This is a genomic window from Lysobacter sp. CFH 32150, assembly GCF_022758295.1.
GTDB lineage: Bacteria > Pseudomonadota > Gammaproteobacteria > Xanthomonadales > Xanthomonadaceae > CFH-32150.
Genome location: NZ_JALDWJ010000002.1, coordinates 238684 through 252741 on the forward strand (window position 1 = coordinate 238684; position 14058 = coordinate 252741).

Genomic DNA, 14058 nt, shown 5'->3' on the forward strand with positions numbered 1-14058 from the left:
GGCCGCCAAGTTTCGACCGCCCCCCGCGCGTACGCTCGCGCGAGGCCGCTGCGACCTGTGTAACTCGCCGGTTACGCACCGAATCGCCAACGACAGGGCAACCGCGCCACTAACCCCGGCCAATTTGCGCTCCAGAGGCACCTCCAGAGCACGCGCAGAGCCGCCCAGCTATGGGGCTACTCCAGCCGCCCCAGCTAGGCCGCCTGCGAACGCTGCGAGAGTCGATCCTAGTGCTGCGACCCTGGTCCATTAACACCGCCAGCCACACCTAAAACGATTAACACCGCCAGTGATTTGGCGGCCTTAATCGACTACGGGTCGAGATACTTTTCGAGGTACGTGAAGTAGGCACGCTGTGCCGTCGAAGGCGCGAACGTCGGACCAGTGAACACCGCGTGCAGCACTTGCATCATTAGCTTTTGGTCGATCGCAGTAAAAGCGTTGAAGTCGTGATCGACATGCTGCGTGATTTCCTGCAGGTGAACTCGGTTTCGGAGTGGGCGCAGGCGCTTGAGTTTGGCGTACACCGAGTGATCGGGACCGAGCAACTTCTTGCTCTCGGCCTTCTTAAGCATCGTGTCGAAGGTCATCGGCACGGGTGCTGGCGTATCAAGCTTCTGCTTGACTACCGAGTCAATCCTGTACGTCTTCCCTTCAATAACCTTGTTGGCCCCGGTGAACTCCTGCTTGGTCTCCCAGTCGGCCGTTGTCCGGTTGCCAGTCGCGACGATTAGGAAATGAAGCAGCGACTCGATGATCCCGCACCCAACGATGGTCTCCGCCTTCCACGTCTGCGTTGTCAAGACGTTGGTGAGCTTTAGATCGGTGATCGTCTGTTCTAGGTACTGAACGTGCTGGAGGCTGTAGGCGATGTTCCTGCGAAGGGCATAGGCGTTGTCATAGCCTCGCCCGTGATAAATCTCCTTAATCAACAGGGCATCCAGCCGGTCGATAGAAACAGGAAGCCAGCTTCCTGCCTCCCCTTTGAGTGCCAGCGGCATTGACGCGTCCCCAAGTGTCGATGCCGCTGATTGTGCACACTCCTTCGCGTCATCGCACTTTGCGGCGCTCTGTCACCCCGCGCGACCTTGGCAGCTCCCACATCCAGCGCCCGTTTCCACGGCCCTTGCCCTGCGACCGCTCGGGATACGCCATGACGCTGAGGGTTTCCTTAGCGCGCTCCACCGTGCGCCACGCCACGCCGTCAGCCTTCGCCTGCTCGGCTAGGTCCTTTTGCGCCACCGGGCCATCTGCGAGCCGCGTGCTCAGCCAGTCGGCGGCCTCGTCCCTTGCAAGCTTCTTGGCTTCGACCTGGTCCAGCAGTTCACTGGCATAACCGTAGAGTGGAGCGCCCCACTCGATGCGCGACACGTCGTTGGACTCACCGTCGTATTCGCGTTGAACAATGTCGATGGAATAGCTGAAGCCGTCGCCATCTGGGCCGATGTTGCTCTTGCAGCGAACAAGGCGGCACTCCCCGCCCCTGCCCTTCACCGTCGCCAACGCTACACGCGAGAAGTTGGTGTATGCCACTGACCCGATGATGCGGTCTGTCGTCTTACGGCCTTCCGTGTTCTTGGCGAAGTGCGTGATGCCGACGATGGCCGCTTGGAGCTTAGAACCGAGATCCACTAGTGGTTGCAGCCCGCGCCGCACTTCGGCGTTCTTGTGGCTGTCGCCTGTGACCGCGTTGACGATCGGATCGACTAGAACCATCGCCACGTTACCGATTCTCCCGGCTTGCAATTCCAGTGCTCGCATGTCGGCCGATGGATCGAAAGGCCGGGAGCCTTCGCCGTCGTCGACACCACGAATGACGAACACGCGGCGGCGGTCGGCCCCTGCCTCGGCGAGTCGTGGCACCAGCACCCGCTCCACGTCGTCCTCACCTGTCCAAATCAGCACGTTACCGACTGGTGCGGTCGAACCATCGGGAAGCTTGCCGCCCTTTGTGATGGCTGCGGCTACGCTGAGCATCGCGGTCGTTTTGCCAGTGCCACCATCGCCCGCGAGGATGTGGAGCATGCCGCGCGCCAGCCATCCCTTCCACAGCCATTGAATCGACTTGGGCTGAATGTCCGCAGCGCATATCAGCTGCACGGTCGGCGCGTCCTCGTCAGTCTCCGGCTCTACGGTTGGCAACGCCAGCACGTCGGCGGCCTTTACCTTGCGATGCTTCGTGAGCCAGTCGGCCGCATCGTCGCCCTTGTTGGGAAGATCGAGCGCTTGGACGTCGATGAGGGATAGGTCGCAGCCCAGGTCTGCCAACTTCGCGGCCACTTCGGCGGCGTAACGGTCGCCCGCGTCGTCGTTGTCGGGCCAGATACGCACTTCGCGCCCGGCCAGCGGCGACCAGTCCGCACTCTTCGCCGTGCTGCTGCTTCCGCTTGTGGTCGCCACGATGCCGAGCGCGGCCAATGCGTCGGCGCACTTCTCGCCCTCCACAACGATTATTGGGCCGTCACTGGCGAGCAACTCGGGCAAACGATACAGAGGCTTCCCGGCGCGCGGCGGCTTCGGTTCCTTCGCTACCCATTGGCCGCCATCGAAATGGAACGGACCGATTTCCTTATCCTCGGCCGCGTGTTCAAATCGCCAACGCCAGCACCAGACAGAGCCATCGGCACGACGATATGGGTAAAGAGCGGCGAGCTTGTAACCGGCAAACGACGACTTGGGAAACAGGCGCTTGGCTTCGCGCATCGCCTCAGTGTGCTCGTCGGCATTGATTTCCTTTACCGCCTTCGGCTTGCGGGTGGCACGCGGCTTGGGAGCTTGAACAGTTCGCTTCTTAGGCTTCGATTTCGTGGGCGTCGCCGGGAACAGGTCGGCGAGCGTGATGCCTAGCTTTGCAATGATCCTGTCCGTCGCACAGTTAGCGCGGCAGGTCAGCAACGCGCGGCCGTCGTCGCCTTCGGAAATGCGAAGCGAAGGCTTGGAATCGTTGTGCGCAGGACATAGCGCAAGCCAGCCGTCCCCTTCGCGATCGAAGTCACCGAGTCGGGCCAGCACTCGCTCTACAGGCGTGGCATCGCCATTGTGATGCAACTGTGCGCGTGCGGGGTTACGCTTCGCGTTGGAACCTTTGCCCGGTTTCGTTGCCGCCCCGTTCGACGTTGCCGCGTCGGCGGGGCTTTTGCTTTGTGACTTAGGCGCTCGCTCTGCACCCTTTGTCCGTTGAGCATGCGAGCGAGAGGTCATTAGCCAACCCTCCCGCCGCGCTTCGCCTTATCGGCGTTCTCGAAAAACTCTCGCCAGTCGTCGCGCTTGTAGTAGAGCCGAGCACCGACGCGGATCGGCTTGGGGCCGTAGCGGCGCGACTTCCACCGCTTTAGCGTAACGATGTGAATGCCAAGCTCCGCCGCCGTTTGGTCGAGCGTGAGATAGCCGTCGAGTATGGATGTGACGTCGTGTTGCATGGCCTAAGCCCTTGTGTTGTTGGCACAGGGCTACTGCAACACTGCAGAACGGTACGGGTAAAACGGCTAGCGCGTACCCCAAAGCACTTCATGGGCGCCACGGCGACGCGCAAGCATCTTGTCGACCGCATCATCTGTCATTCCAAACCTGCGCATGGCGGCATCCTTGAAAACGCGTTCCGCGGTTTCAACCTCGTCGCCCGCACTCAGTTCATCATCGCCCGGCTCCAAGCCGTTCTGACGCCAATGCTCGACGTGGAGCGTCGCCTTTATTCGCTCGCATGCCTCGTACTCACACGCCAGTTCGTATTGGTTTCTCTGCGCCTTTGTAGGCATTAGCCCAGCACGTACGGCGCGCCATACAAGTTCAAGCGCTTCGGCTTCGTCGGGTGGCAGCTGTCCATGCTCGGCTAGGTGCCTCATGGCTTCGTCCGCCCAGTGCAGAGCCGCCGGGCTGAAATAGCGATGATCGACATACTCCCGCCATTCGGTACCTAGCAGCGCATCGCCGTAGTCCCGAACGAACGGCGGCAACGGCACAAGCCCTGCGCGACTACGCAGGAAGCGCAACGGAACGTTGTTCCAACTCACGGCTTGGCCCTCCGCAGCGGCACCACATTGTCACGCTCGGGCTTGAGCATCGCTTCCAGCCTACGCGCCCACTTTTCCAGCGCTTCGCGCTTTTCGTCGGCATAGTCGTGGACGTTGTAGTGCTTGCCGCCCACGCTCGCGTCCACGTGGTTCAGCACGCGGTCGCGGTACTCCTTCGGCACCTTCGCGGCCGCCATCCCCGTTTCGACTGTGCGGCGCAGGTCGTGAGTCGTGAACGGCTGTAGGCCGATACGTGCGAGCCGGGCGCAGGCATAGCGCAGCGCTTCGCTCAGGTGCTTGTCGTTGAGGTGCGGCGTACCGGCGCGCAAGCCGGGGAACACGTAGTCGCCTTTCGCCAGTTCCCGTCGCTCGCGCAGCATTTCGACCACTGGTGGCAGTAGCGGGACCAGGTTGGGACGTCGGTTCTTGCTGCGCTCTGCGGGCAACACCCACTCCCCCGCATCCAAGTCGAGTTCCTTCCATGCCAAGCCCGCCGCTTCATTCGACCGGCAGCCAGTCGCCAGCACTAGGCGCAAGGCGTCGGCGATCTCGCGGCGCATACGACCACGGGCTTCCCACGGCACGTCGCGCGGCCAGCCCTTGTGCATCGGCTTCGTCCACGGCCCGCTAGGGTCGGTCAGGCGCCATAGCAGACGAAGCTCTTTCGCCGTCGTCAGCGCGCGCTGTCGTGGAGCGATCTTTCCGCCCGGCGCTTTCATGCGCAGGCACGGATGCGCGTCGATGATTCCCTTATCGACCGCGAAGCTAAACATTTTGCGGACCACAGCTAGCCGGTGATTCGCTTCAGCGCGACGTGGCGAAATGCCGTTGTCGGGGTCGCCGATGGCAACCGGAGCCACAAGGGCGTCCACATCGGCGCGGGTAATGCTCTTGGCCTTGCGCTCGCCCCACACCGGACGGACGACCTTGTTCAATCGGCTGTCATCCTCGTCCCAGCTTTTCTTGTTCGGCTTTGCCCACTCGGTGATGTAGCGGTCGATGAGCTTGCCGACTGTGATTTCCCTTTCGGACACCTGCTTCTCGGCGCGTAGGCGCTTCGCCTTCTGCGTTCTCGACTCGGGGGCCGCTCCGCCTAGTGCCTTGAACCTGTCCTTCGCTTGCAAGACGGTGCCGCCGCCTTTGATCCATTCGATTCCCAACGACGTGCGCTGCTCCACACGCATACCGCGTGAGTCGAGCGCGTCGGAGATTCGGCAACAAAGGAAATGACGCTTGCCGTTGCCGGTGATGCGCACGGCAAGCCCCGGCATATCGGCGAAGCGATAGATGCGGTTCTTGCCCTTCGGCGGGGTCGGCAGCATGGCGATTGCCGCCTCGGTTAGTGCGATCTTGGTGTCGGCCATCGGGGCGCTCCTGGGCGGTTCCCTACGGGCTATAGCCCGTGCATAGCCCGTAGCGGGCGACACGCGGCGCGCCGCCCTTGCTACCCAAAGTTACCCCGGCATTACCAAAAAAGCTAGCGTAATTAGCCAGTTACGTAACTAGCCAGTTACACCCGTCGCCGAAACAATGGCTTATGGTAGGCTGCGAAGGTTGCTCAAAATCCGCCGCCCTTAAAAGCGTGTGGGTTCGAGTCCCACCTCCGGCACCAATGAAAAGGCCAGACGAGAGTCTGGCCTTTTTCGTTGGAGGACCAGGAAATGCCTCCGACAAAACGACGCGAGCTGGGATCAGCGCGCGCCCATGTAGTCCATCTTGCCGATCTCGATGCCGTTGTGTCGCAGTAGCGCGTACGCAGTGGTGACATGAAAGAAAAATTGCGGCAAGCCGTAGCTCAACAGATAGGCCTCTCCGTCGAAACGGCGTTCTTTGGGTGTGCCAGGGCGCAACACGATCTCGCGTAGCGCACTGCCTTCGAACCACGCCGCATCGAGGCCATCGATCAGTGCCAACGTTGTGGCAATGCGCGCCTTCAATTCGTCGAACGTGCGCTCGCTGTCCTCATGCGCCGGCACATCTGCCCCCGCCAGACGACACGACACGCCCTTGGCCATGTCGCAGGCGATCTGCACCTGCCGCAGCAATGGAAACATGTCCGGGAACAACCGCGCCTGCAGCAGCGCATCCGGCTCGATCTTCTTGTCCACCGCATGGGCCTGGGCCTTGTCCAGGATCCTGGACAGCGCGCCGAGCATCTGCTTGAAGACGGGAACGGACGCGGTGTACATGGCGTTGGTCATACGGCATCTCACGAATGGGGAGGTCGAGATGGTACCTCGATAGCGCAATGCCCTTCGGTTACGCCGCGAAGGAAAGCCCATGGGTTGCGCTCCAACTCCGCCGTTGCCAAGAAGCATCGATGCGGTCGCAGAACCTGATTCCGCAGCCCGGAAAGCGGTCTCGATGCCCGCTATTTCTCCTCAATCGCCTGCCCAAACGCCAGCAAATTCCCATCCGGCACCAGGACCAGCAGTTCCCGCTGGCCATAGGACTTGTCCATCGGTCCATGCACATCGCCCTGGGGCAAGGTGTCGAGCTTCGGCTTGAGTTCGTTGTACAACGCGTCCACATCGCGCACGTCGACGTAGTAGGCGAAGCGGCGGTTGCCCGCAGGCGCGGCTTCGTCGCCACGACTTTCGAGGATGCGGATGCCCGCCTTCTCGCGCTGGATGTAGGCATAGCCCGGTTGGCGATACAGGGTTTCGAAGCCGAGGATACCGTTGAAGAAGGCCAGCGCCTGCTCCAGGTCCTCGACATGCATGAAAGGGGTGATCTGGATGACGTTGGACATGGCGCCTCCGGACGCGGGGGTGGCCAGCGTAACGCCAGCGCACCGGGGCAAGCTCTCGGCTAGCATTGCCCGCATGTGCCTGATCGCCCTCGCCTGGGGTCTCCACCCCCGCTACCCATTGGCCCTCATCGCCAATCGCGACGAGTTCCATGGGCGCCCGGCGGCGCCGGCTGGACCGGATCCCGAGCATGCCGACGTCTACGGCGGCCGCGATCTGTTGCAGGGCGGTAGTTGGCTGATGGTGTCGACTCGCGGGCGCTTGGCTGCCGTGACCAATGTGCGTGTGGGCTTGAATCCGGAAAACGCGCCACGTTCGCGCGGTGCGCTGGTGCGCGGGTTCGTTTCCGGCGATGCGTCAGCCGATGCATATCTCGCTGCGCTGGCCGCAGAAGCACCGGACTACGGGCGCTTCAACCTGGTGGTGTGGGACGGCACTGCGCTTGCCTTCGCCAGCAATCATCCGCATTACGTCACGCACGCGATCAATCCAGGCGTGCATGCGATGTCCAACGGCGCGTTCGATGCGTCCTGGCCGAAGAGCATGCATGCCACGCGTGCGCTGTCCTCATGGCTGGATAACACCACGAACGATGCGCCGATGCTGGTGGAGTTGTTCGATGCGCTGGCCGACACCACAGCAGCGCCCGATGCGGCCTTGCCCGACACCGGCGTTGGCCTTGAATTCGAACGCGCACTATCGCCGCCATTCGTGCATGGGGAAACCTATGGCACGCGGTGCAGCAGCGTGGTGCTCGTGGACACGGACGCCATCACTTTCGTCGAACGCCGCTTCGGTCCGGATGCACTGCCGTTGGGAGAAACGGCGGCGTTGCTACCACGCTTATGACGGTGCTCAAAAGCGTCGCGCATATAGAGAAGGCCCAGTCTTCGAGGTATGACCCTCTAGTGGCTGAGCCTTCCGTGCCGGAGCGATTGCGTCTGGCTTGTTAACGCCTTCTGCTTGTTCTCCGACGGTTGAAGCCTACTACCGGCGGTGTTATCGAGAAGTAAAAGTCCGCGGCCGTTCGTCGGACACCGCCCACGGCCACCAGCCGCGCCCGCTGAGCGCATAGCGGTCGGCCGCGCGCTCGAAGCGGTTGCGCACGCTGATGCCGCCGCTCAGCAGGTAGAGCGGCAGGAACAACGGACCTAGCGCCATGTATTGATAAACGTGTGCGCGTTCATGATCGGCAAGGCGGATGAAGGGCTCATCGAGATGGCCGGCGCGATGCGCGTACGTCACGCAATCCGAATCCAGCGTGTCGCCGGTATGCAGGATGGTGTTGCCCAACGTGATGGCCCCGCCAGGGCCCCACGGCCAGCGATGAAACACGATGGCGAGATCACGTGCGCGTACATGCGCATGCGCGCCGAATGCGATTCCGATCGTCCCGGCGACGAGGCCGAGCGCGGTGTTCGGCAATGTCCACACAATGCCGAGCACGCGTGCGGCAAACAGCAACACGGGCCTGACGTCTGCTGCGTCGCTCAATCGTCGCCTTCCGGCATCAGCAGCCACAGGATCAGGTACACCAGGATGCCGGGGAACGCCGCCGATGCGATCGACAAGACGACGAAGACGGCGCGCAATAAGGTCGGATTCCAGCCGAACCGCTGTGCAATGCCGCCCATCACGCCGGCGATGACGCGGTCGGTGCGGGAGCGAGTAAAGGGGCGGGCTTGGTTCATGGACTTGGCGGGTCGAGGCGTTGGAGCAAGTCTAATCCCTGCGCACGTGTCACGGTTTACGTCGTGAACGGGGCTTTCCCCAGGGATCAATGGGGGTTTTACCCGATGCTTCGGGACGGGATGCGTCGCGACACTGGCAAGGTTCATTCGGAGCCGTGCCCATGTCCCGTCGCAGTCAGTTCCTCACCGTCGCATTCGCCGCGCTGGCCGTCCCGGCTGTGTTCGCCCTCGACATCGGCACGTTGCCGGTGGAAGCGCCGGTGGCCACGCCGTCGCCATCGGTCTCCAGTTATCTGCACGACGTGTCACAGCCGATCCCCGGCGTCGACTGGACCACGGGCATCACCGAGCACCATCGCATCACCATGGCCGACGGCGTCGAGCTGGACGGCTGGGTCGTGCGACCCAACATCCCTGGGCCTGTGCCGCTGGTGCTCGACATCACGCCGTACTACGGCGGTGGCGATCCGACCGTGACCAAGGCAACCGGCATCAATGCCGTTTTCGGCAAACCATTCCTCGAATTGGTGAAACGCGGTTACGCCATTGCCATTCTCTCGGTGCGCGGCACCGGCAATTCCGGCGGCTGTTTCAGCATCGGTGGACCGGAGGAAGCCAAGGACCTCGCCACCGCCGTCGAATACTTCGCCGCGCAGCCGTGGTCGAACCACAACGTGGGCGCAATGGGCGTGAGCTACGACGGCACCGCACCGCAGGACCTGTGGGTCGAAGGGTCGCCGTCGCTGAAGACGATCGTGCCAATCAGCGGCATCTCCGACATGTACCGCTACAACTACGTCAACGGCGTGCCGATCGACGACACCATTGGTTTCAACACCTACTACTGGTTGCTGACCGGCCTCGGTCCGGCCGGCCTGTATACCGGCAGCCAGTTGCTCGATCCAGTCAATGTGCCGGATGCGGTGGCCGGCGAAGCCTGCGAGGAACGCGTCGAAGTCACTACGGAAACATTCACCTCGTTCGTCAGCGGCAACAAGACACCGTATTGGCAAGCGCGCGACCACCTCGCCGAACTCAACGCCGATCCGTTGAAGAAACGCGCAAGCGTGTTCTACATCCACGGCCTGCAGGACTGGAACGTCAAGCCGCACAACATGGAAGGCTGGATCGAAGCGCTGCAGCGCAGCAACGTGCCGTTCAAGGCGTGGCTGGGCCAGTGGGATCACGCGTGGCCGGATCGCAGCGACTGGATCACGGTGATGACGGCGTGGTTCGATCAGTTCCTGAAGAACCGCAACACCGGCATCCTCGACGCACCCAAGGTGCAGGTGAAGGACGACGCCGGCCAGTGGCGCAACGAGCCGAAATGGCCGGCGCAGAGCAAGAAGGTCACGCTGTATCCGCAGGTCACCGGCTTGCTCGGCACCAACGCAGGCGTCGGCTACGCCGACTACAACGACTATCTCGGTCAGGACGTCAACGAAACCGCGCCACTCCCTGATGATCGCGTCGTGTTCGCGACTTCGCCCCTCAGCAACGATCTGCACCTGTCGGGCATGCCACGCTTCGAGGGCATCGTCGCCGCCACCGGCATGCGCGCCAACCTGATGCTGACGCTGGCCGAGCAGTCGCCAGACGGCACGCTGCGTCCGTTCAACTTCGCTGCATTGAGCCTCAACCATGCGCAGAACCTGCAACAGGGCAAGCCCACCGTCGCCGGCGAACCGCAGTACGTCGGCGTGAATTTCTTCCCGCAGGAAGACGTGGTGCACGCCGGCAATCGGTTGGTGCTGCTGGCCGCTGGCGACCTCGTGTTCTATGGCCAGCCCGGACCGAACATGAAGCCTGTTGCGACGGGTTCGTCGCTGATCCTCGATCTGGCGACGAGCAAGCTGATCCTGCCGAACGACACGACGTTGAGCTACGAGTCGCCTTGAGTCGAAGCGCTCTGGATGGAGGGTGCGCCGCTGACTGACCGAATGGCGGGCGACCGCACCCTCCATCCCCTTCCCTGCAACGATCGGGAAGGGAGTGGATCGATGATCAAACGTGTCTAACGACTGGTAAACCGCTGGCGACTACTGCTCAGCCACCCGCAATCCCCCATCGCGACAGGACCTCGCGATCGTGATCGCCCATCAGGGTAACGCCATGCAACAAAGTCTTGCCGGCCCAACACAAATCCTCGTCAGCGGCCGCCGCCTTGTGGCTCATCGCGTTCACGAAGCGCTCGGCGTACTGGCCCTGATACTGGCTGCCAAGATTGTTCAATGCACTCCGCAGGGCAGCTTCATCGACTGGTCGTTCGGGCGCGTTTTCCACTTCGGCCTTCAAGGCCTGCAGGTAGAAGGTCATCAACGCAGCATGGTGGCGTGGCGATATCTGCTCGAAGGCACCACGCATTTTTTCGCTTAGCCCGGCATCGTAGGTCGTACGCTCGCGCAGGGCCTGCGCACAACTGTGGGTGTCGAGCTGCGGCAATGCGCGCGCCATTGCCGTTGTTGCCCCGACCAGGATCGAGCCATCCAGCGATTTTGCGCCGCGCTTCAGTGCAGTACTGACTTCGGAATAGATGCCTTGCCTGGTGAACACGCCAGAGAATCTGGACTTCAACTTCGGGTCGGCGTTGACGCCATCGACGAAACGCTGGCTGGCTTCATACAACGGCGATGACGGCGTGTACGGATTCTTGACATCAACCGAGACCAGGCTCAATGGGGAGTCGCCGCTCAACCAACGCTTTCCCAGCACCACCAATACGATGATGGCTGCGATCCACAGCAATTTCTTCACTCCACTCCCCTTGGAACTGACGATACGCCGGATAGCCTAACCGTCAGCGCGAGCGCTTGGCGAGCCAGTCGTGGATCGTGCCCGGCACTTCCGTTTGCGCGCGGCCGGAGACGTAGATGCCGATATGGCCGCCCTTGAACGACAGCTCGGTGTAGTCGTCGGTGCCGATCAAACCCTTGAGCGGCTTGGAAGCGGATGGCGGTACCAGGTGGTCCTGTTCCGCATAGATATTGAGCACCGGCATGTCGACCAGCCCGAGGTGCACTTCGCGCTCGCCGATGGTGATGCCACCGTTGACGAAGCCATTGGCCTGGTAGAACTGCTTGATGAACTGGCGGAATGCCTCGCCCGCCTGGTCCGGCGAATCGAAGATCCACTTTTCCATGCGCAGGAAGTCCTCGACCGCCTTCTTGTCGTCGAGGATATCGACCAGGCCGACGTATTTCTGCACGAACAGGCGCGCCGGCTTCAACGTGAGGTAGCACCAGTTCATCAGGTCGGCCGGGACGTTGCCGAGCGTGTCGACGAACAGGTCCACGTCCATGCCGCGCGTCCAGTGCGACAACATGTTGTCGGCGGTGTGGAAATCCACCGGCGTGACCATGGTGATCAGGTTCTTGATCCTGTCCGGATGCAGGGACGAGTAGCACAGCGAGAACACACCGCCCTGGCAGATGCCGAGCAGGTTGATCGCATCCAGCCCATGCGTGCGCCGCAGGTAGTCGACCGCGCCGCCAAGGAAGCGTTCGATGTAGTCCTCGAGGGTGAGGAAGCGGTCGGAGCGATCCGGATAGCCCCAATCGATGATGTAGACGTCTTCACCGCGGGCGAGCAGGCCCTTGACGATCGAGCGGTCGGCCTGCAGGTCGACCATGTAGGGACGATTGACCAGCGCATAGCTGATCAGCAGCGGGGTCGTAGCGGTCGGGGTCTTGTCGCCGCGGTAGCGGTACAACGCGACCTTGCCATCGCGCCACACTTCTTCCTTGTGCGTCGCGCCGTATTCGACATCATCGACGTTGCGCAGCGTGTCGAGGCCGGCGCCGAGCTTGCCTTGCATCTGCATGGCCTCGGTGGCCAGCGCTTCGGGAGTGAGGTTGAGTGGGCCGTGCATGTCAGCGCTTCCCCTTCGTGGATTTTTTCACCGCGGGCCTGGCGGTTTTCTTGGCGGCAGGCTCTGCTTGCTTGGCAGCCGGCTTCTTCGCCGCCGGCTTCGCGGCTGTGGGTGCGGCGGGCGCGACCTCGCGATCGCGCAGGCGGCGCAACTGGCGTTCGAGTTCGGCGATCTTGCGATGCGCTGCATCGACTTCGGTGCGGGTCGGCATGCCCAGCGAACCGCTGAGCTGCTCGACTTCCTTCTGCACGCCCGCGCGCACGCGCATCTGCGCATTGACCAGGGCGCCATAGACCTTGCGGAATTCCGGCGACAAGGCGATCTCGGCATAGGCCTCTTCCGCCGCGTCGATCCACAGGTCGAACAAGGCGCGCGCCGATTGCAGCTGGCGGCCCGGCTCGGAGCGTTCGGCCAACTTGCTTTCGAACACTTCGTAGGCGCGTTGCGCCGACTTGAGCATCAGTGCGTTGTAAGCGTTGGTCTGTTCCTGATAGTCGAGCCTGGCCTGCATCAGCGCCTGCCACCGCTCCTGATGCTCGCGGGCGAGGCCGAAGGCAGGCATGCCGAGCCAGGAGGCGCCCTCGCGCTTCCACGCGTCGAGGTAGGGCGAGGCATCCTCGATCCATTGTTCCAGCCCCTGCTGCCCCTGCCCGCGCATGGCGCGGAACATCTCCGGGAAGGGGTTTTCGCCGACGGCACCGAGCGCCTGTTTCCAGGCACGCGTGATCTCGGCGGCGCTGGCATCCTGGCCGGCGAACTGCGCCGCCACCTGCTGCATCTGCCCATACCAGTCGCGGGCCTGCGTGTTGAAGCGCTCGACGGCGGCATTGACCTCGGTACGGTTGCCGTGGACGAGCTGCGTCCACCAGTCGATGGCCTCATGCCAGGCTTTCGCGCCGGCATGCATCGGTTCCGACCCGGCATTGCCGCCGCCACGCATCGTTTCGCCCCAGGCATTCCAGTATTGCCGTGCCAGCGCCTCGAAATCGGTACTGTTGAAGCCGGCGCCTCGCGCAGTGCTCGCCATGTCTACTCCTTGGTTTGGCGCATGCTAGCCCCGCTAATGTTGCAGTGCAACATTACGCCTTGATGGCGCCTTCTAGAGCTTCGGGATGCGCAGGGTTTTGCTGATCATCAGCGAGCCTGACAGCGCATAGACCAGCACCAGCGGATGCAGCTGCCAGGGGCCCAGTTGCCACATCCCGAACCACAGCTGCTCGTCGATGCGCCCGCTCCAGGCTGCCACGGCCAGCACGATGACGATGAGGAGGCTGGTCGGGATCGGCGTGCCCTCGAAGTACTTGACCTTGCCCTCGGCGCCGGACAGCTGTTCGGCAGTGACGTTGTAGCGCGCCAAGCGGCTGACACCGCAACCGACGAAGTACGACAGCACGATCCAGTCCCACCCGCCCTGCAGGCCACAGGCATAGCCCAGCGCGGCCGGCGCGACGCCGAACGAGATCACGTCCGCCAGCGAATCCAGCTCGCGCCCGAGCGTGGAGGCGGATTGCCGCCAGCGCGCCACGCGCCCGTCGAGCGTGTCGAATACAAAAGCTAGCGGAATGAGTGCCATGCCGATCAGCAGGTCCCGTACCACGCCTTCCTGCAGGAATCGCATCGCCGCGAAGATCGCGCCGGTGCCGCAGAACGCGTTCGCCAGCGTGAACCAGTCGGCGAGGTGGAAATCGCGCAGCATCGAGAAATGACGGGGTCGCTGCATGAAGGCTCTCCAATCGAGG

The 14058-nt window shown here is 62.7% G+C and carries 15 protein-coding genes; 2 read left to right on the top strand and 13 right to left on the bottom strand.

Translation table 11 applies throughout. The features are described from left to right. Positions 1-311: 311 nt before the first annotated feature. The 7 genes from MO486_RS04545 to MO486_RS04575 form a co-directional block, all read right to left on the bottom strand. Positions 312-1001 (bottom strand): hypothetical protein, encoded by a 690-nt coding sequence (locus MO486_RS04545; protein ID WP_242904905.1) that lies wholly within the window; start codon positions 999-1001, stop codon positions 312-314. A gap of 49 nt (positions 1002-1050) precedes the next feature. Next, the gene (locus MO486_RS04550) at positions 1051-3201 is read right to left on the bottom strand and encodes an AAA family ATPase (protein WP_242904906.1); all 2151 of its coding nucleotides are present in this window, start codon (positions 3199-3201) and stop codon (positions 1051-1053) included. Further along, positions 3201-3419 carry a helix-turn-helix domain-containing protein gene (locus MO486_RS04555; protein ID WP_242904916.1) on the bottom strand — a complete coding sequence of 73 codons (219 nt, stop codon included), beginning with the start codon at positions 3417-3419 and terminating at the stop codon, positions 3201-3203. The genes MO486_RS04550 and MO486_RS04555 overlap by 1 nt, the downstream gene beginning before the upstream one ends. 66 nt (positions 3420-3485) lie before the next feature. Then, a complete protein-coding gene (locus tag MO486_RS04560; RefSeq protein WP_242904917.1) occupies positions 3486-4010 on the bottom strand; it encodes a hypothetical protein in 525 nt (174 codons plus the stop codon). Further along, complete coding sequence (locus tag MO486_RS04565; protein WP_242904918.1) at positions 4007-5374, bottom strand: site-specific integrase; 1368 nt, start codon at positions 5372-5374, stop codon at positions 4007-4009. Before MO486_RS04565 ends, MO486_RS04560 begins: the two co-directional genes overlap by 4 nt. 327 nt (positions 5375-5701) lie before the next feature. Continuing rightward, positions 5702-6211, bottom strand: a complete 510-nt coding sequence (locus MO486_RS04570; protein ID WP_242904919.1) for a DUF1993 domain-containing protein — start codon at positions 6209-6211, stop codon at positions 5702-5704. Positions 6212-6381: 170 nt separating this feature from the next. Further along, positions 6382-6762, bottom strand: coding sequence for a VOC family protein (locus MO486_RS04575; RefSeq protein ID WP_242904920.1), 381 nt, complete (start codon positions 6760-6762; stop codon positions 6382-6384). Between the two features lie 73 nt (positions 6763-6835). Here MO486_RS04575 and MO486_RS04580 point away from each other — a divergent pair, with 73 nt between their 5' ends. Further along, entirely contained in the window at positions 6836-7609 is a 774-nt protein-coding gene (locus MO486_RS04580) for an NRDE family protein (RefSeq protein ID WP_242904921.1), read from the top strand. A gap of 150 nt (positions 7610-7759) precedes the next feature. On the opposite strand, the gene MO486_RS04585 is transcribed toward MO486_RS04580, so the two are convergent. Together MO486_RS04585 and MO486_RS04590 are read right to left on the bottom strand one after the other, a co-directional pair. After that, positions 7760-8254 carry a hypothetical protein gene (locus MO486_RS04585; protein ID WP_242904922.1) on the bottom strand — a complete coding sequence of 165 codons (495 nt, stop codon included), beginning with the start codon at positions 8252-8254 and terminating at the stop codon, positions 7760-7762. After that, a complete protein-coding gene (locus tag MO486_RS04590; protein WP_242904924.1) occupies positions 8251-8451 on the bottom strand; it encodes a PspC domain-containing protein in 201 nt (66 codons plus the stop codon). Before MO486_RS04590 ends, MO486_RS04585 begins: the two co-directional genes overlap by 4 nt. Before the next feature lie 161 nt (positions 8452-8612). Here MO486_RS04590 and MO486_RS04595 point away from each other — a divergent pair, with 161 nt between their 5' ends. Further along, complete coding sequence (locus MO486_RS04595) at positions 8613-10349, top strand: CocE/NonD family hydrolase (protein ID WP_242904925.1); 1737 nt, start codon at positions 8613-8615, stop codon at positions 10347-10349. Between the two features lie 148 nt (positions 10350-10497). Here MO486_RS04595 and MO486_RS04600 read toward each other — a convergent pair whose 3' ends face one another. The 4 genes from MO486_RS04600 to MO486_RS04615 all read right to left on the bottom strand — a co-directional run bounded on the left by MO486_RS04600 (position 10498) and on the right by MO486_RS04615 (position 14039). After that, on the bottom strand, positions 10498-11205 hold the full coding sequence (locus MO486_RS04600) for a hypothetical protein (RefSeq protein ID WP_242904926.1): 708 nt from the start codon (positions 11203-11205) through the stop codon (positions 10498-10500). 43 nt (positions 11206-11248) lie between these two features. Then, complete coding sequence (locus MO486_RS04605) at positions 11249-12319, bottom strand: class III poly(R)-hydroxyalkanoic acid synthase subunit PhaC (RefSeq protein WP_242904927.1); 1071 nt, start codon at positions 12317-12319, stop codon at positions 11249-11251. A gap of 1 nt (position 12320) precedes the next feature. Continuing rightward, positions 12321-13346, bottom strand: a complete 1026-nt coding sequence (gene phaE, locus MO486_RS04610) for a class III poly(R)-hydroxyalkanoic acid synthase subunit PhaE (RefSeq protein ID WP_242904928.1) — start codon at positions 13344-13346, stop codon at positions 12321-12323. A 72-nt stretch (positions 13347-13418) separates the two neighbouring features. Next, entirely contained in the window at positions 13419-14039 is a 621-nt protein-coding gene (locus MO486_RS04615) for a CDP-alcohol phosphatidyltransferase family protein (protein WP_242904929.1), read from the bottom strand. Positions 14040-14058 lie beyond the last annotated feature (19 nt).